We start from the raw sequence: 17,142 nt of genomic DNA, 5'->3' as shown, positions 1-17,142 counted from the left end.
AAATCAAATCAAAGCCAAACAAACCAATCAATCAAAACGAATCAAATCAATTAAATCAAAACGAAACAAATTAAATTAATAAATTAAAACAAAGCCTTGATATTAATATCGAGGCTTTGTTGTTTATTTTTTATATATCTTTCTTTACTTTACTTATTTATATATAAAATTTACTATTGCATTTATTTTTGATTACTTATATCCTGTTAGACCTAAGCGATGTGCTTGGGAATTATATTATAAAAGGAGCGAATTATTATGTACTTTGAAATTTATAAAGATGCACGGAATGAGTTTCGTTGGCGTTTAAAAGCAGGTAATCATCAAATAATTGCCACTGGTGGAGAAGGGTATTCTAGTAAACAAGCTTGCCAAAAAGGGATTGAGGCAGTAAAAAAAATTACTTCAGATACTGAGGTAAGAGAGATTTCTACTGAACCTAAAGTTTAGTGATGATAATGAGTTAGTACTCTATTTAAATCGTTAAATTTTTATTAGAAAAGACAGTTTCCAGGTATTTAAGGGAACGGTCTTTTTAGCTTTAAGATGATTTATTTCTTATTGCATCTAAACAGCTATCGCTTTATCTCAATCTTGTGAAAAAGAAAGGATTGCAATATAAAAGTTTAACTACTTGGAAATAGATGATATAAGTATTTTTCTTTCCAGTATCCTAGCCACTCTTTAATAGCCTGTACGCTTGCTGTCATTGCACTTGCTTGAGGAATAAAGTGCATTAATGTTAATTTGTAGTTATTAGGGATTCGACCACAGCCTACACTAGCTGGTAAAACAATTATTCCTTGTTTCTCGAAAAGTAATTTAGCTCTTTGCATATGCCATTGATTTGTAACTAGAATAATAGTGTTAATATTTTCTTTATATAAAATTTCTTGTGTAAATTTTGCATTCTGAATAGTAGTTTGAGCTTTATTTTCTAACCAGCGAGTGGGAATGCTAAAAAAATCGATAAGTTCTTTCGACATAATTTTAGCTTCTGAATTTCCATTGGGACTAGCTCCAGTAATTAAAATAGGGAGACTCGTTTGTTTGTATAAAAATGCACTATATCGTAAACGTTCTAAAGGAATTTGTGAAACAGTTATCGAAGAGTATAGTTCTCCACTATCACGTAGCCCACCCCCAAGTATTACAATAGCTTGTGCTTTCTTGTAATCTTCAATAGTTAGTTTATTTTCTATTACTAAACTATCATGTAATTTCTGTGCAGTATAAGGAATACTGAATATGTATAGTATAATTATCCCTAAACTAGTACAAAAATAGCTTATATATTTGAGCTTTAATGTTCTAAAAAATAAAGAAAATAACCATAATATTAAAACGCAAAAAGGTGGTAAAATAATAGCTGTAATAAGCTTAGATAAAAAATACATAGATAAATTAACCTTATTTGAACTAATATTTCAGCCTCTTGTCCAAAGTGAAAAGTACTCTATACTGTTTATTAAATTTTGTAAAGTAATGAATAGTATTGAATATATATAATATTATGATTTAGAATACCGCACTTTAACAAAGAGCTTATTTTATAGATTGATTTATGAATGATACTTTGGTTTCTTTAAAAAAAGAATTAGAAAAAATATCTGATTTTATTATTGATAAATCAGACGTATTTTATTTTGATTATCCTCTACATCTTAATGTGGGTGATCTATTAATTTATGCTGGGACAGAACAATTTTTTAGAGATTTTAATATAAATATTCGTTTAAGGCGTTGTTTACAAAGTTTTAGCATTAATGAAGTAAAAAAACACATACGTCCCAATACTACTTTATTGTGTCATGGGGGAGGAAACTTTGGGGATCTTTATCCTTCAATTCAAAAGCTAAGAGAAGATTTAGTTACCAATTTTCCAAACAACAGAATCATTATACTGCCACAAACTGCTTATTTTTCTAATTCAAAAGAAATGGAAAGATCTGCCTCTGTTTTTTCTTCTCATCAATATTGTTATCTTTTTGCACGTGACACAATTACATTTCAGCTTATGAAACAAAAATTTTCTAATAACGTTTTTTTATCGCCTGATATGGCTCATCAATTGTATGGAGAGTTATCAACAAAGATAGAAAATAATTTAAAAAGTCAAATGGATACTCTTTACTTTTTAAGAAAAGATATTGAATCAAGCCATATAGAAACCCAGATAAAGAATAGATTATCAGATTTAACTAATATAAAAGATTGGGAAGACCTTTTAACTTTACAAGATATTAAATATGAATTGTTTTGTAGTCGTTTGGCAAAGATTGCAAATATATTAAATTGTTCTTATTTGAAAAATAAAGTAAATGATATGTGGTATTGTCGAACTTTAGATATTATCAAGCGAATGCAATATATTTTTTTGAAATATGATCTGATTATTACAAGTAGATTGCATGGTCATATTTTTAGTTGTTTATTAGAGTTACCTAATTATATATGTGATAATTCATACGGAAAAAATTTTAATTATTATAACCAATGGACTAAAAATATTAATTTCACAAATAAATATGAATTGTAATAAGAATTTAATTAGTTTAATTGTAATTACTTTATTAAATATGGGGCTAACAATAGTTAGTTCTTTTTTACTTGCTCATTTATTGCAAGTAGACGAGAGAGGTGAATTTCAATTATTTATAACATCAATAACTTATGTAGCTACTATTTCAGTGGGAGGAATTGGATTTACGTTTACTCTTTGTATGCGAAATAAGATGTATGATCATTGGCATTATTATTTTTATTTCTTTGTTACTGGATCAATATTTGTTGCTGTATTAAGTTTATATTTTTTTTCTATAACAGAATGGACTTATCTATTTATTATTAATGTTATATCAACTTCTATTTTAACTATTACGCTCGAAAAAAGTAAAATTGATTCTAATTTAAAGATCTATCGTATATTATCAATACAACAACCTATTTTAGCTGTTTTAATATATGGAATATATTATCTTTTATATGGAGAACAGAACGTAAAGAATGTATTGGATTTATTGACAATTATTGCCTTAATTCAAGTGTTAAGCTGTATTTATTTCTTATCTAAAATTAATAAAGATTTTAAAATTAAGCATGATATTAGAAAAATAGAATTAGCATTTTTTGTTAAGACATGGTTAAAACAAAATTTATTGCAAGTTTTTGGAGCAACTACAGTCAATTTAGATAAGTTTCTGATAGTATCGTTAATGGGAAATTATTTTTTAGGTCTTTATACTGTATGTTTAACTTTTGATGCATTATTAACAAAAATATTGAATATGCTAGCTGATTATTATTATTCTGGGTTATTAAATAATATCAACCGTATTAAAATTATATTGGCTATAGTGTTATTGATCATAATAAGTGGACTAGTTATTATTCCTAATCTATCAGAATATATTGTCAGATTATTTTTTGGTCCTAAATACATAGAAGTATGTTCTACATTATTTTGGTTTATGTTTAATTCAATCTTAGCTGGATTATCTTGGATACTATCACAAAATATGTTAATACTAGGAAAACAGATTTTATTATTTACTCGTCAAGTTATCTCTATTTTGGTATTAGTGATATTATTTTATTCCTTTAAAGATTTAGGATTATACGGTATAAGCTATGCTTTAATTGGTGCAAGTTCAGTTAGATTGATTATTTCTATTTTCTATTATTATAAATATCCTATTTTAAAAAACTGTAATGAAACTATTATACGAGATATAAAATGAAGAAATATTTAATATCCTTAGAAAAAGATCTTTATAGAAGACAACTATTTTTTTCACAGTCATGCACGACAGATTTTATTTTATTTAATGCGATAAATACGATGCATGAAAATAGTGAAAAATTGACCGCTCTTTTTGATTTGGATAAATTTAAAAAACATTATTTAAGAGAAGTAACCAAAGGTGAAATTGGATGTACATTAAGTCATTTGTCAATATATAAAATAATTAGCGAAGATGATTCTATTAACGATGATGAGTATTGTCTAATATGTGAAGATGATGCGTTGTTTGATATAAATTTTGAACATAGTTTAAATTGTATTTTAAAGTCACAAATTAATAAAGATATTATTTTATTAGGTCAATCAAAAATACCTAGTTTTAGTAATGTAGAGTTAGAAATTAGTTATCCTATAACATTGCCCTTTCTAAGTAGGAAGATTTCAGATACTAAATATAAATATGCTTATCCTTATAAGAATTATTTTGCAGGGACTGTTGCATATTTGATCAAGAAATCAGCAGTAAATAAAATAATAAATGATGAACATCATATTGTTCCTTTCTGGTTAGCAGATGATTATCCTTTATTTGGTTCTTATTTTAAACTTGATATATGTGTTATTCGTCCTTTATTAGCTATTGAAAATCCTACTTTAACAAGTAATTTAGAAGATTTAAGAGGTAGTTATAGAGATTATTTTTGGAAAAAATTATTCAAATATCCATTGAAAAAAATATTAGCAATTAAGCGAAATTTATTTTATTTATAAGTGAAAATAATATGTCAGCTATTTTTAACTTTTTTTATATTTATGATCCTTGGCTATTTCATTTTTTTAGAATGGCATTTTTTTCTGGTTTTGTGGCTCTATTTTTTTTAATAATAAAATTATATAGAAATAAACAGATTCAGGGCATATTCATTCCATTGGATAATTTAGTTGTTATTATTATATTGATTATGTTTAGCTTTATACCATTGCTTCTTAATAGAAGTAAAGATTTATCTGTGGTTATTCAATATACGAAATTTTTAATATTTTTTATATGCGCAGTTGGTATTTATAATCTGTTTTACTATTTTCCAAATGGAAAATTTACATTAATTAGAGATTTAAAAATAGGTGTTATTGTACAATTTTGTGTTGGAATATTATCTCTAATAGGAATATCATTTATAACAGAGTTTGCACTATCTACTAATGCTTTACTAGTTCGTTTCTATGGTTCTGAACAAGAATATCGTTTATATAATATTACTTCATCCGCATTTTTTCAACTAAGTGTATTTTACTTGTTTTTATTAAATTTTTTACTGGCTTATAATAAGAAATATAATAATATTAACCCTATTTTTTTATTTTTAATTTTATTTATAGGTTTAATTTCAGGGCGAACTTTTATTATGTTATCTATAGTGAGCATATCTTTTTATTTTAAAAAGGAATATATATTGCCGCTATTAGCATTCTTTATGACTTGCCTTTTTTTAGCTATCAATTTTTCACAACATAAGTATGTTGCTCATGCTTTGGAGCCATTAATTAACCTGATAAATGATCATAGCTTACATAGTTCGTCAACAGATATTTTGATAAGAAAACATTTATTTTTACCTGAGATAAAACAAATTTTAATTGGAGATGGATATTATTTTACTGAGCAAGGAAAATATTATGGCCATACTGACAGTGGGTTTTTACGCCAAATTTTATACGGTGGATTTAGTTATTTAATAATATGTTTTTTATTTACAGCGTATTTTGTCTATAAAGTAGCAACTAATTGGTTTGATGGAAGTAAAGTCTTTATTTTATCGACATTACTTATTTTATCTATACTGAATGTTAAGGCTGATACTTACGCTTTCCCAAATCTTATGATGATGTTTTTGATTTTTTTATCTTTTTTTGGTCATAATAGTAAATTCTCAATAGTTTTAGCGGGGAGAAAATAAATGTTTAGTATAATTATTCCTTCTTTCAATAGGGAAGTAGAAATTGCTTCTTTATTAGATAGTCTATCTGAACAAACAGTGTGTAATTTTGAAGTTATTATTGTAGATGATTGTTCATTTAATCCTATATGTATTAATAAAAATTACTCTTTCCCAGTGCGTATTATTAGAAATTTGCAAAATAAGGGAGTAGCAGAAAGTCGTAATATAGGGGCAAAAAATGCTAAAAATGAATGGTTAATTTTTTTAGATGATGATGATAGATTTCTTCCTGAAAAATGCGAAGTATTGACACGATGTATTACTAATAATATGGATATTAATTTTATCTATCATCCCGCTGAGTGTATAATGGTTAATGAGGGTTTTTCTTATTTTACTCAACCTTATAAAGATGTTAATGACTTAACCTTAGATAAGTTATTACTTGCCAATAAAATTGGTGGGATGCCTATGATTGCTATCAAAAAAATATTATTCGAAGAAATTGGTGGGCTTTCTAACAAGTTGCTCGCACTAGAAGATTATGAATTTATTTTAAAACTTATTTTGAATAAAGATTTTAATCCGATTTATATATCTCACCCATTAACAAAATGTAGCTTTTATACTAAGCGAAGTAGTGTTTCTACTAATATAGATAATACAAAAAACGCAATTGAATTTATTAGAAAAAATTATGTTAATACATCGATTCAAAAACATAATTTTGAAATTAACACACAATATATATTAGCATATATAGCAATGATGAATTTATCTCGTAAAGCAGCAAAGTATTATTTTAATATATTTAAAATAAATAAGAAGATAAAACCGATTATTATTGCTTTAATTTTTTTAATATCTCCTAAATTAGCAATTAATTTAAAGAGGTTTATGTAATGAAGTTTTCTGTTTTAATGTCTTTATATTTTAAAGAGAAAGCACAATATCTTATAGAATGTTTTGAAAGTTTGTCTAATCAAACTATTCATGCTAACGAAATTATATTAGTATTTGATGGTCCTATTACAAATGAATTAGAAACTATAGTAGAAAAATATTGCCATATTTTGCCGTTAAACATTATTAGGTTAAACCAAAATCAAGGACTGGGAAAAGCACTTAATGAGGGATTGAAGCACTGCACTAATGAATGGGTTTTTCGCATGGATACTGATGATATTTGTGAACCATATCGTTTTGAAAAACAAATTAAATTTATTTTAGATAACTCTAATTTAGTTATTGTAGGTGGACAAATAGCAGAGTTTAATCAACACAAAGATGATATTGTGAGCTACAGAAATGTTCCATTATCAGCTAAAGATATTGTTAAATTTACTTGTTGGCGTTGCCCTTTTAATCACATGACTGTTGCTTATAAAAAAAGTGCCGTTCTATCTGCTGGTGGTTATCAAGATTTACAAGAAGATTATTATTTATGGATTAATTTAGTAGCAAGAAATTTAGAGCATATTGCTAATCTACCAGATATTTTAGTTTATGCCAGAATAGGAAATGGTATGGTAGGAAGAAGACGTGGTTTATTACAAGCGAGATGCGAATGGAATTTATTTATGCTAAAACGAAAATTAAAATTGCAAAATAATGCTTTGGGATTTGTTGTATTTTTATTAAGAGTTATTCCCAGACTCTTGCCAACGTCTTTGTTGACGATTATTTATCGTTTTTTAAGAAAGTAAATAAGGATTTTAATCTAATATCAATTCTTATGAGATGTCAATATAGATTTAAGAATAGAAAATATAAATGAAAATCACAATATAATTTCTATTTGAAGTTAACTTAATCTCTTTTGATTCTTAGAAAAAAAGCCTATTAAAAAATAGGCTTTATATGGTATTAGGGTGAGTATTATATCACTCTTTTGATTTTTTAAATAGTTCAACGGCTTGAATGATTAATTGGTTTTGCGGTATGCCGTTATCTTTTGCCAGTTGTTCTATCTCTTCTACTATTGTTTTAGGGAGTTTAAAGGATTTTACTTTAATTCCGTGTTTCTCTTCGCTACGCTTAACTATTTCACTTCTTGACAATGCCATATAGTTTCCCTTATATTTATTTGAGCCTCTGGGACGGCGGTAACCGCCCCTTTGGTCTAGTCTAGTAAGCTGGGAAGCTCACCATTAATCCGACTAGCAGGATAACAATGATAATAATGACACGTTTCATTGTTCTTTCCTCTCAAATCTAGTAAGGATTAAGCCTTACACTCACTTTCAAGCCTGTTCTTGAAAGTGATTATATTATATATTAGTCTACTAATATATGCAAGCTAATATATGCAAGCATTTTTATTAAAAGCCCTTGATTTTTAAGGGCTTTTTTATTGTTTGTTATTTGTGCAAAAGATTAATAAAGATTATTAATCTTTAAATAGTTATTTAATATTAGACTTAAAAAAATTGAAGTTGAATTATATTTAACTTAAGATCTGTTTAATATGTATTCTTTAAGTGGTAATAAGATGAAAGAAACCAGTAAGCTAGACTTAGTAGATTTTAAAGCCCATGTTCAAAAATTATTGATAAAAAATAAAAATATAAGAGTATTACCTTTTATATACCACTCTCAGAAATTTTGGCTAAAACAACCAGAAAAACTTAGTGGCGTATGGCGATTTTTAAAACCACAACCAGAAAGATCTTTTGCCAATGAAATTAAAGTATTACGTTATCTTCACGAGCAAGATGCTCCTATTCCTGAACTAGTATTGTATGAACAGAATTTTCTAGTTTTACGTGATGCTGGGATTACTGTGAGTGCAAAAATTGAAGATGATGACCCATTCAATCCACAAAAAGAACAAATACTACATGATGCCGCAAAAGCTTTGGCTGATTTACATCGGCAGGGCTTGGTTCACGGCAGGCCTGCGTTAAGGGATATGACTTGGTTGGCGGGAAAAGTCTGTTTTATTGATTTTGAATCTCAATCAAAACGTCAAGATCTGTTATGGAAAAAAGTGCGAGATAGTCTTATTTTTATTCATAGCTTAGGACGTGAAGAATGTATTTCTAATGAATTGATGCGACGAGTAATCACTCAATATAAGCAGTATAGTGATCCACTGATTTGGCAGAATATGTTAAGAATATTACAGCGTTATCGCTGGATCTATTTCGGTTTACGATGCTTTAGATTTATTGCCAAGAAAGATTTAGTTGCAATTTATCGTTTATTTGAGAATACTTTTATAGTTGAAAATGCAGAAAATAAGGGTTGAATGCAATTTTATAGAATTTTCAACCGCACTTTTCCTTTTATTAGCGAATTATGTGATATAAATTTTTCTGATAAAACTTGCTATTTATTTTAGTATAAGTATAATGTAGAGCATATTTCGGACGCGGGGTGGAGCAGCTTGGTAGCTCGTCGGGCTCATAATCCGAAGGTCGTTGGTTCAAATCCAGCCCCCGCAACCATTTTACAAGAAGTCAGTAAAGAAGCCCCAAAATTGGGGTTTTTTTGTACGGGAAATTTATACGTAGGACTCGACTGATAGTCCTTTTTTTACGTCCTGAGTTTATATAGGAGGTTGTTTTGGCAACGTTAGAAGAAAAATTACAAACGCTATTGCAAAGTTCAGTAGAAGACTTGGGTTGTGAACTTTGGGGTATTGAGCTTCAGCGTTCTGGGCGTTTTGTAACTTTACGATTATATATAGATAAAGAAGGTGGTGTTGGTATTGAAGATTGTGCCGATGTGAGCCGTCAAGTAAGTGCGGTGTTAGATGTAGAAGATCCGATTACTGACAAATATAACCTTGAAGTTTCTTCCCCTGGTTTAGCTAGACCATTATTTACATTAGAACAATATTCTCGATTCATTGGAGAAGATATTGCGTTACATTTGCGGATTCCTGTTGCAGATCGTCGTAAATGGCAGGGTAAGCTAGATAAAATAGAAAATGATATGTTGACTATGACTGTAGATGGACAACAACAAGTATTTATTTTTAACAATATTCAAAAAGCGAATATTGTTCCCAAATTCTAATTTTACAGATAAAGAGAAATAGAACAATGAGTAAAGAGATTTTATTAGCAGCAGAAGCTGTATCAAATGAAAAATTATTACCTCGTGAAAAAATTTTTGAAGCGTTGGAAAGTGCGATTGCTCTTTCAACTAAAAAGAAGCATGAGCAAGACATTGATGTTCGTGTTGTAATTGATACCAAAACTGGTGAGTTTGACACATTTCGTCGTTGGTTGGTTGTAGAGGATGTGAACTATCCAACTAAGGAAATTACTTTAGAAGCTGCACGTTTTGAAAATCCCGATATTCAATTAGGTGACTATATAGAAGATCAAATTGAATCAGTGGCTTTTGATCGCATTACTATGCAGACAGCTCGCCAAGTAATTAGTACTAAGATACGCGAGGCTGAACGAAATAAAGTTGTTGAACAATTTCGTAGTCAAGAAGGAAAAATTGTTACAGGCACAGTGAAAAAGGTAAACCGTGACAATGTGATTTTGGACTTAGGACAACAGGCAGAAGCTGTTATTTTACGAGAAGATATGTTGCCACGTGAGAATTTCCGTCCTGGCGATAGAGTACGAGGGGTGCTATATAAAGTATCACCAGAGAATAAAGGGGCTCAATTATTTGTAACTCGCTCCAAACCTGAGATGATCATCGAGTTATTCCGTATTGAAGTACCTGAGATTGGTGAAGAACTAATCGAAATAAAAGGAGCTGCTCGTGATCCTGGTTCTCGTGCGAAAATTGCAGTGAAAAGTAATGATAAACGTATTGATCCTGTTGGTGCTTGTGTTGGTATGCGTGGTACTCGAGTTCAAGCTATTACTAATGAATTGGGCGGTGAAAAAGTAGATATCGTATTATGGGATGATAACCCAGCACAATTTGTTATTAATGCAATGGCTCCAGCTGAAGTAAGTTCTATAGTAGTTGATGAAGATAATCATTCAATGGATATTGCCGTAGAAGAAAATAATTTGCCACAGGCTATAGGTCGTAATGGTCAAAACGTGAGATTAGCAACGCAGTTGATTGGTTGGGAATTGAATGTCATGACTACAGCGGAATTGAATGAAAAACACCAAGCGGAAGATACTAAAGTAGTAAAATTATTTATGGAAAATCTAAATCTTGATGAAGAATTTGCACATATTCTAGTAGAAGAGGGCTTTTCTAGTTTAGAAGAACTTGCTTACGTACCAGTGAGTGAGTTAACCGCTATTGATGGTTTAGAAGATGAAGATTTAGTAGAAGACTTGCAAACTAGAGCAAAAAATATTTTAACTGCTACCGCACTTGCGGAAGAAACTGCCTTACAGAAGGCAAATATTGAAGATAGACTCCTGAATTTGAAGGGAATGAATCGACATATTGCATTTAAATTGCTAGAAAAAGAGATTTTCACTTTAGAATCATTAGCTGAGCAAGGTGTTGATGATCTAGTTGATATAGAAGAATTAAGTGCAGAAAACGCAGCAGATTTAATTATGGCCGCTCGAAATATTTGCTGGTTCAATGAAGAATAAGGAGAATTAAGCAATGACAGACGAGATGAAACAATTGAATACCCCTAAAAAATTGAGTTTACAGCGAAGAACTAAATCTACTGTAAGTGGGACGACTACAGCGGGTAAAGCAAAATCTGTGCAAGTGGAAGTGCGTAAGAAACGTACGGTTACAACTAATGCAATGAAAAAAGCAGAAGAGACTAACTTGAAATCTAAACCAATATTAGAACAGAAAGAAGACCAAAAATCACAACAATCTGAAGTTAAAACAGAAATAGTGAAAAATGATTTTGTTGAACAAAAGAAAAACAATGAAATTAAAGTAGAACAACAAAAAGTTTCTATATCTGATAAGAAATCAGAAGTAGCTGCGGTAAAAAGTTCGAAAGATAAAATTAAAGAGAAAGATAAAGAAAAGGCAAAACGAAAATCAGAAGAAGCAGAGTTACGCCGTCGAGCTGATGAGATGGCTAGACAAAAAGCAGAAGAGCAAGCTCGGAAAGCAGCAGAAGAAGCAAAACGTTATGCTGATACTGAACATCATTCTCATGACGAAAATAATGATGATTATTCAGATTATCGTTTAACTTCAAGTTATGCTATAGAAGCAGAAGATGAAGAAGAACGCCGCAATGAAAACCGTAGAAGAAATAAAGCAAAAGTAGCTAAAGGTAATAAGAAGAACGCTCGAGAAGAAGAAAATACTAAGACAGAACGTGAATCTCAACGCCGTAATCAAAAAGATCAGCGTGTAGCCAAAGGTAAACAGAGCAAAAAGAATAGTGCTTTACAACAAGGTTTTACGAAACCAGTTGCTCCAGTCAATCGTGATGTTGTGATTGGTGAAACTATTACTGTAGCAGAACTTGCTAATAAAATGGCGGTTAAAGCGACAGAAATCATTAAAACCATGATGAAAATGGGCGAGATGGTGACAATTAACCAAGTTATTGACCAAGAAACGGCTCAACTTGTAGCTGAAGAAATGGGACATAAAGTGATTCTTCGTAAAGAAAATGAGTTGGAAGAGTCAGTATTAGGTGACCGTGATGTAAATGCAGAAAAAGTTACTAGAGCTCCTGTTGTGACTATTATGGGGCATGTTGACCATGGTAAAACGTCTTTGCTTGATTATATTCGTAAAGCGAAAGTAGCGGCTGGAGAAGCTGGCGGTATTACTCAGCACATTGGTGCTTATCATGTTGAAACTAACGACGGTAAGATGATTACGTTTTTAGATACGCCAGGACATGCTGCTTTTACTTCAATGCGTGCTAGGGGTGCAAAAGCAACGGATATCGTTGTGCTTGTTGTTGCGGCTGACGATGGTGTGATGCCACAAACTGTTGAGGCGATTCAACATGCAAAAGCAGCAAATGTGCCTGTTGTCGTGGCAGTGAATAAAATTGACAAACCTGAAGCTAACCCTGAACGAGTAGAGCAAGAATTACTACAATACGAAGTAGTCGCAGAAAAATTTGGTGGAGACACTCAATTTGTTTATGTGTCAGCAAAAAAAGGGACTGGTGTTGATGATTTGCTTGATGCGATTTTATTGCAATCAGAAGTACTTGAATTATCCTCAGTAAAAGAGGGCATGGCAAGTGGTGTAGTAATTGAATCCTACCTAGACAAAGGGCGAGGTCCTGTGGCGACTATTTTAGTGCAATCGGGTACATTAAATCGAGGCGATATTGTATTATGTGGCTTTGAATATGGACGTGTACGTGCGATGCGAGATGAGAATGGTAAAGAAGTTGTATCAGCGGGACCATCTATCCCAGTAGAGGTACTAGGATTGTCAGGTGTACCATCAGCAGGGGATGAAGCTACAGTAGTCCGTGATGAGAAAAAAGCACGTGAAGTAGCCTTATATCGTCAAGGAAAATTCCGTGATGTAAAATTAGCTCGTCAACAAAAAGCTAAACTAGAAAATATGTTTAGTAATATGTCAGAAGGTGATGTTGCTGAATTGAATGTTATTGTTAAGGCTGATGTGCAAGGTTCAGTTGAAGCTATTGTTCAATCCTTGTTAGAGCTTTCTACTGATGAAGTAAAAGTGAATGTTGTTGGTTCAGGAGTTGGCGGTATTACTGAAACTGATGCAACATTAGCAACAGCATCAAATGCGATTTTGCTTGGTTTCAATGTTCGTGCTGATGCTTCTGCTCGTCGTGTAATTGAGAATGAAAATATTGACTTGCGTTATTATTCGATCATTTATGAATTGCTAAATGAAATTAAGGCGGCAATGAGTGGTATGCTGCAACCTGAATTTAAGCAACAGATTATTGGATTAGCTGAAGTACGTGATGTATTCCGTCATCCTAAATTTGGTGCAATTGCAGGTTGTATGGTAACAGAAGGGGTCGTTAAACGTAGTAATCCAATTCGAGTATTACGTGATAATGTGGTTATCTTCGAAGGTGAACTTGAATCTCTTCGTCGCTTTAAAGATGACGTTTCAGAAGTGCGTAATGGTATGGAATGCGGTATTGGTGTGAAAAACTACAACGATGTTAAAATTGGTGACCAAATTGAAGTCTTTGAAGTAGTTGAAGTGAAACGAACAATCTAAGATAAAATATAGGTAATCTTCCAAGTGCGGTTAAAAAATAAATTTTTTACCGCACTTTTTTATTTGCTTATAAATAATGATTTAAAAATTCAGCTATGCCATCATTATCATTAGACTTTGTACTAAATTTAGTTTTTGCTTTCACTTCAAGTTCAGCATTCCCCATTGCTACGCCCATCCCTACCGCACTTAACATGCTAATATCATTTTGATTATCACCGAAGGCTATTACATTCTGAGGATCAATATTCCAGTTCTTAAGCAGTTCAAGTAAGCGAGAACCTTTTGAATTATCCTGTCTAGCAACATCTACACGATCTACCCATGACCATTCACAACTAAAATCAGAGATAGGAAGTTGATCAATGGCTTTTTGCATATAATCTTTATTCGGATGACTTATCACAAATTTCCAAATGACTTCTTGTTCATCTTTTAATAATTGACGAAAGTCAGAACATTGCCGTAAATTTGGTTTGACTTCGTCTGGACAACCTGCTACCCATGTACTGAAATTTTTCATATGATCATTTAAACGGATATAGTTCATTGCGTAACGAGAATACATCAATAAATCTAGTTGATACTCTTCTGCAAGGCATATTACTTGCTCCGCTTGTTCAACGGATAGTGGATTTCCAATAGGCATTGTATTAGTTTTAGTATCATAAAGATAAGTACCATTACAAGCTACGATAGGCGTATCTAAATCTAATTCGTGATGATAGGGGTATGTAGCAGTATGGTGTCGACCTGTAACTAAAACTACTTTAATACCTTGATCTATTGCTTTTTTAATTACTTTTTTACTTGAGGTCAATATTTGTCCTCTACTATTTAATAATGTACCATCTAAATCGAAGGCAATAAGCTGAATATTCATGTTGCTTTCCTTAAAAGTGCGGTGTAATTTTACGAAAATTTGTAAATTACAATAAATAAAAACTACTAAATTTTTTCTCTATTGAGTTTTTACTGATTATTTTTTGTTAAAAATCTTAGAGAAATTTTTTAAAATGCCAGAAGAACCTTCAGAGTAATCTTTTGGTTGATTACATTCCGTTGGATCAATTGATTGGTTCTCTTGATTTTTAATCAAATTATGATCAAACAAATTGCTTTTTGTTTCAGGTAATAACTTCACAGAAGAGTCGGAGAGATGATGATAAAGTTTCTGATAATCTTGAGCTATATTTTTAAGAAGTTCTGCACTTTCAGAAAAATGTTTTTCTAATTGGTGATTTTGCTCTTCCAACTTAGTTTTCATTTGTTTCAACTCCGTTTCAGTTTTTAATTGTTTTTTTACTGTTCTACTAAAACGAAATAAAACATAACCGATAATTACCCCTAAGATTAAACTAATTGCACTAGCGATAATGAGTATTTGCCATATTTGTGTTGTCAAATTTTCCATAACAGTTTCTCTTTTACAAATTAAAAATTTCGTTGATCATACCCAAAAATAGGGAATTTTTCTTAGATTTAGATCACAAAGTTGGAATCTTTTTATAAATTTTTATTTTTACGTCCAGTTTTCTCTTTTTGCCTTCTGTAGTTTTTTGTAGGCAGTTAGAAGTCTCTGATGTGCTTTGAACTTATTTAAATATTCATCGTCTGCTTGCAAATTGTAGAATGGATTAGAACCGTTGATAGCACTCCATACGCGATCTACAACGTTTTTACTATACATCTTGTCAAAAATATTGCGATATTGTACAGGATCACGGTTTTTGTCTAAAAATAGTTCTAAGCTATTGATTAAACAGCGATAATAGTTTGTGCGATCTGTAGTAAAAATAGATGAGTTCATATTAAGAGTCCAGTTTGCCCAATCAAGAGCCTCTTCCAATTCACCAAGAGCAAGATGAAGCATTGATTTTAGCTCACCAATGCGTAAAGTTGCCCAGCCCGATTGCGTGGGAGCAACAACACCAATAAATTCGCGAACGCGAATAGCATCATCAATACTTTGTTTGTCTAGTTCAATCAATAATTCTTGATAAATCTCTTTTGAGTGGTGAAAGTGCGGTAAATCTAAAAGAATTTCTCGCCAATCCATTCCTATATTATTATTAGCATAAATTAAATCATCTTGTGGATAAATGTCTGACATACCAGGTACGATAATTCGACAAGCATATACATCTAGGTGATTATAATCCATAATGTATACCTCTCTCTGTTCATCGTTAAAAATTTTAAGAAGATTATAGTATTCCTGTTCTGTTGTACCTGAAAAATCCCAGTCAACAAAATTAAAATCTGGTTCTTGTTTAAACAGATCCCAGGAAATTAAACCACTAGAATCAATAAAATGAGTTTCTAAGTTAGCATGTTCTGCTACATCATCATTATTAAAAGAAGGAGGATAAAAAACATCTAAATCTTTTAGACTACGCCCTTGCAACAATTCAGTTACAGAGCGTTCTAAGGCAACATTAAAATTAGGATGAGCACCAAAGGAGGCAAAACAAGAGCCATTATTTGGATTTAGTAAGATGACGCAAATTACGGGATATTTGCCACCTAAAGAAGCATCATAAGCCAAGATTGGAAAACCTTCTTTCTCTAGTTGCTCGATAGCAGTTTGTATATTTGGATAGCGATCCATTACTTGTTGCGGAATTTGTGGAAGGCTAATGGCTTCAGCAATAATTTTATTTTTTACAAAGCGTTCGAATATTTCAGATAGACCTTGTACACGAGCCTCATGTTTAGTATTACCTGCAGACATGCCGTTGGATACATATAAATTAGCAATAATACTTTGTGGAATATAAACAGTAGACTGATCGGACTGACGTGTATAAGGCATCGCCACAATTCCACGATCGTAATTACTAGATTGTAGATCTATTAATAAATCAGGTGTTAATTCACCTTTAGGATCATAATATTTTAACAATTCATCATTAAGTAATCCTTCAGGCAATTCACTTTCATCTTTAATAGGAAACCATTTTTCTGATGGATAATGAACAAAATCATCATTAGCAATTTCTTGCCCAAGATAAAAATCAGCAAAAAAATAGTTAGTAGAAAGGCGTTCAAAATATTCTCCTAAGGCAGATGCAAGAGCTGCTTTTTTACTAGCTCCTTTACCATTAGAAAAACACTGAGGACAATCCTTATCATGAATATGTACGGACCACACGTTTGGTACTGGGTTTAACCAAGAAACTTCTTCGATATTAAAGCCAAGTGCGGTGAGTTTTTGCTGAAATTTCGCGATACTATCTTCTAACGCTGCATCTTTTCCGAGAATAAAAGTTTGTTCTGTCATAATAAATATAAATTCCAATTAGTTATAGAATGAGATTATATCAAATATGGCTATTCAAAATAGTTAAATATTTTTAT

16 protein-coding genes and 1 tRNA gene are annotated in these 17,142 nt (G+C 31.1%); 12 read left to right on the top strand and 5 right to left on the bottom strand.

The window, feature by feature from the left end; genetic code table 11:
- The first annotated feature begins 258 nt into the window (after window positions 1-258).
- The gene (locus ACFQ02_RS01040) at window positions 259-450 is read left to right on the top strand and encodes a YegP family protein (RefSeq protein WP_380818176.1); all 192 of its coding nucleotides are present in this window, start codon (window positions 259-261) and stop codon (window positions 448-450) included.
- Between the two features lie 176 nt (window positions 451-626).
- Here the strand turns inward: ACFQ02_RS01040 and ACFQ02_RS01035 are convergent, their stop codons facing one another.
- On the bottom strand, window positions 627-1,397 hold the full coding sequence (locus tag ACFQ02_RS01035) for a YdcF family protein (protein ID WP_380818174.1): 771 nt from the start codon (window positions 1,395-1,397) through the stop codon (window positions 627-629).
- A gap of 167 nt (window positions 1,398-1,564) precedes the next feature.
- Between ACFQ02_RS01035 and ACFQ02_RS01030 the strand changes: the two genes are divergently transcribed.
- Genes ACFQ02_RS01030 through ACFQ02_RS01005 form a run of 6 tightly spaced genes read left to right on the top strand, consistent with a single transcriptional unit; the run spans window position 1,565 to window position 7,391 of the window.
- The gene (locus ACFQ02_RS01030) at window positions 1,565-2,539 is read left to right on the top strand and encodes a polysaccharide pyruvyl transferase family protein (protein ID WP_380818172.1); all 975 of its coding nucleotides are present in this window, start codon (window positions 1,565-1,567) and stop codon (window positions 2,537-2,539) included.
- Window positions 2,529-3,740 carry a lipopolysaccharide biosynthesis protein gene (locus tag ACFQ02_RS01025; RefSeq protein WP_380818170.1) on the top strand — a complete coding sequence of 404 codons (1,212 nt, stop codon included), beginning with the start codon at window positions 2,529-2,531 and terminating at the stop codon, window positions 3,738-3,740. Before ACFQ02_RS01030 ends, ACFQ02_RS01025 begins: the two co-directional genes overlap by 11 nt.
- Window positions 3,737-4,516, top strand: coding sequence for a glycosyltransferase family 25 protein (locus tag ACFQ02_RS01020; RefSeq protein ID WP_380818167.1), 780 nt, complete (start codon window positions 3,737-3,739; stop codon window positions 4,514-4,516). Before ACFQ02_RS01025 ends, ACFQ02_RS01020 begins: the two co-directional genes overlap by 4 nt.
- 11 nt (window positions 4,517-4,527) lie before the next feature.
- The gene (locus ACFQ02_RS01015) at window positions 4,528-5,703 is read left to right on the top strand and encodes a hypothetical protein (protein WP_380818165.1); all 1,176 of its coding nucleotides are present in this window, start codon (window positions 4,528-4,530) and stop codon (window positions 5,701-5,703) included.
- Window positions 5,704-6,588: a glycosyltransferase family 2 protein gene (locus tag ACFQ02_RS01010; protein ID WP_380818162.1), complete on the top strand. Its 885-nt coding sequence runs from the start codon at window positions 5,704-5,706 to the stop codon at window positions 6,586-6,588.
- Window positions 6,588-7,391, top strand: coding sequence for a glycosyltransferase (locus tag ACFQ02_RS01005; RefSeq protein ID WP_380818159.1), 804 nt, complete (start codon window positions 6,588-6,590; stop codon window positions 7,389-7,391). The genes ACFQ02_RS01010 and ACFQ02_RS01005 overlap by 1 nt, the downstream gene beginning before the upstream one ends.
- A 177-nt stretch (window positions 7,392-7,568) precedes the next feature.
- On the opposite strand, the gene ACFQ02_RS01000 is transcribed toward ACFQ02_RS01005, so the two are convergent.
- A complete protein-coding gene (locus tag ACFQ02_RS01000; RefSeq protein ID WP_380818156.1) occupies window positions 7,569-7,751 on the bottom strand; it encodes a ribbon-helix-helix protein, CopG family in 183 nt (60 codons plus the stop codon).
- Window positions 7,752-8,176: 425 nt separating this feature from the next.
- On the opposite strand from ACFQ02_RS01000, the gene ACFQ02_RS00995 reads away from it, so the two are divergent.
- The 5 genes from ACFQ02_RS00995 (at window position 8,177) to infB (ending at window position 13,782) form a co-directional block, all read left to right on the top strand.
- The gene (locus ACFQ02_RS00995; RefSeq protein ID WP_380818154.1) at window positions 8,177-8,935 is read left to right on the top strand and encodes a phosphotransferase; all 759 of its coding nucleotides are present in this window, start codon (window positions 8,177-8,179) and stop codon (window positions 8,933-8,935) included.
- Window positions 8,936-9,057: 122 nt separating this feature from the next.
- Window positions 9,058-9,134: transfer RNA gene (locus ACFQ02_RS00990), tRNA-Met, on the top strand.
- Between the two features lie 118 nt (window positions 9,135-9,252).
- On the top strand, window positions 9,253-9,708 hold the full coding sequence (gene rimP / locus ACFQ02_RS00985; RefSeq protein WP_380818148.1) for a ribosome maturation factor RimP: 456 nt from the start codon (window positions 9,253-9,255) through the stop codon (window positions 9,706-9,708).
- 26 nt (window positions 9,709-9,734) lie between these two features.
- Entirely contained in the window at window positions 9,735-11,222 is a 1,488-nt protein-coding gene (gene nusA, locus ACFQ02_RS00980) for a transcription termination factor NusA (RefSeq protein WP_380818142.1), read from the top strand.
- A 13-nt stretch (window positions 11,223-11,235) separates the two neighbouring features.
- Entirely contained in the window at window positions 11,236-13,782 is a 2,547-nt protein-coding gene (gene infB / locus ACFQ02_RS00975) for a translation initiation factor IF-2 (RefSeq protein ID WP_380818138.1), read from the top strand.
- Between the two features lie 67 nt (window positions 13,783-13,849).
- On the opposite strand, the gene ACFQ02_RS00970 is transcribed toward infB, so the two are convergent.
- The 3 genes from ACFQ02_RS00970 to ycaO form a co-directional block, all read right to left on the bottom strand.
- The gene (locus ACFQ02_RS00970; RefSeq protein ID WP_380818136.1) at window positions 13,850-14,665 is read right to left on the bottom strand and encodes a pyridoxal phosphatase; all 816 of its coding nucleotides are present in this window, start codon (window positions 14,663-14,665) and stop codon (window positions 13,850-13,852) included.
- 96 nt (window positions 14,666-14,761) lie between these two features.
- Window positions 14,762-15,196 (bottom strand): YhcB family protein, encoded by a 435-nt coding sequence (locus ACFQ02_RS00965; RefSeq protein WP_380818134.1) that lies wholly within the window; start codon window positions 15,194-15,196, stop codon window positions 14,762-14,764.
- 108 nt (window positions 15,197-15,304) lie between these two features.
- Window positions 15,305-17,065 carry a 30S ribosomal protein S12 methylthiotransferase accessory factor YcaO gene (gene ycaO / locus ACFQ02_RS00960; protein WP_380818131.1) on the bottom strand — a complete coding sequence of 587 codons (1,761 nt, stop codon included), beginning with the start codon at window positions 17,063-17,065 and terminating at the stop codon, window positions 15,305-15,307.
- Window positions 17,066-17,142: the final 77 nt, after the last annotated feature.

Origin of the sequence: Seminibacterium arietis (assembly GCF_042675725.1) — a bacterium.
Taxonomy (GTDB): domain Bacteria; phylum Pseudomonadota; class Gammaproteobacteria; order Enterobacterales; family Pasteurellaceae; genus Seminibacterium; species Seminibacterium arietis.
The sequence above is the reverse complement of the archived record's forward strand: the minus strand, read 5'-3'. Positions and strand labels throughout refer to the sequence as shown.

Coding starts and splice junctions, on each gene's coding strand:
- ACFQ02_RS00970 (WP_380818136.1), bottom strand. CDS start 14,665: ATGAATATTCAGCTTATTGCCTTCGATTTAGATGGTACATTATTAAAT.
- ACFQ02_RS01035 (WP_380818174.1), bottom strand. CDS start 1,397: ATGTATTTTTTATCTAAGCTTATTACAGCTATTATTTTACCACCTTTT.
- ACFQ02_RS01010 (WP_380818162.1), top strand. CDS start 5,704: ATGTTTAGTATAATTATTCCTTCTTTCAATAGGGAAGTAGAAATTGCT.
- ACFQ02_RS00965 (WP_380818134.1), bottom strand. CDS start 15,196: ATGGAAAATTTGACAACACAAATATGGCAAATACTCATTATCGCTAGT.
- ACFQ02_RS01005 (WP_380818159.1), top strand. CDS start 6,588: ATGAAGTTTTCTGTTTTAATGTCTTTATATTTTAAAGAGAAAGCACAA.
- ycaO (WP_380818131.1), bottom strand. CDS start 17,065: ATGACAGAACAAACTTTTATTCTCGGAAAAGATGCAGCGTTAGAAGAT.
- infB (WP_380818138.1), top strand. CDS start 11,236: ATGACAGACGAGATGAAACAATTGAATACCCCTAAAAAATTGAGTTTA.
- ACFQ02_RS01040 (WP_380818176.1), top strand. CDS start 259: ATGTACTTTGAAATTTATAAAGATGCACGGAATGAGTTTCGTTGGCGT.
- ACFQ02_RS01025 (WP_380818170.1), top strand. CDS start 2,529: ATGAATTGTAATAAGAATTTAATTAGTTTAATTGTAATTACTTTATTA.
- ACFQ02_RS01030 (WP_380818172.1), top strand. CDS start 1,565: ATGAATGATACTTTGGTTTCTTTAAAAAAAGAATTAGAAAAAATATCT.
- ACFQ02_RS01015 (WP_380818165.1), top strand. CDS start 4,528: ATGTCAGCTATTTTTAACTTTTTTTATATTTATGATCCTTGGCTATTT.
- ACFQ02_RS01020 (WP_380818167.1), top strand. CDS start 3,737: ATGAAGAAATATTTAATATCCTTAGAAAAAGATCTTTATAGAAGACAA.
- nusA (WP_380818142.1), top strand. CDS start 9,735: ATGAGTAAAGAGATTTTATTAGCAGCAGAAGCTGTATCAAATGAAAAA.
- ACFQ02_RS00995 (WP_380818154.1), top strand. CDS start 8,177: ATGAAAGAAACCAGTAAGCTAGACTTAGTAGATTTTAAAGCCCATGTT.
- ACFQ02_RS01000 (WP_380818156.1), bottom strand. CDS start 7,751: ATGGCATTGTCAAGAAGTGAAATAGTTAAGCGTAGCGAAGAGAAACAC.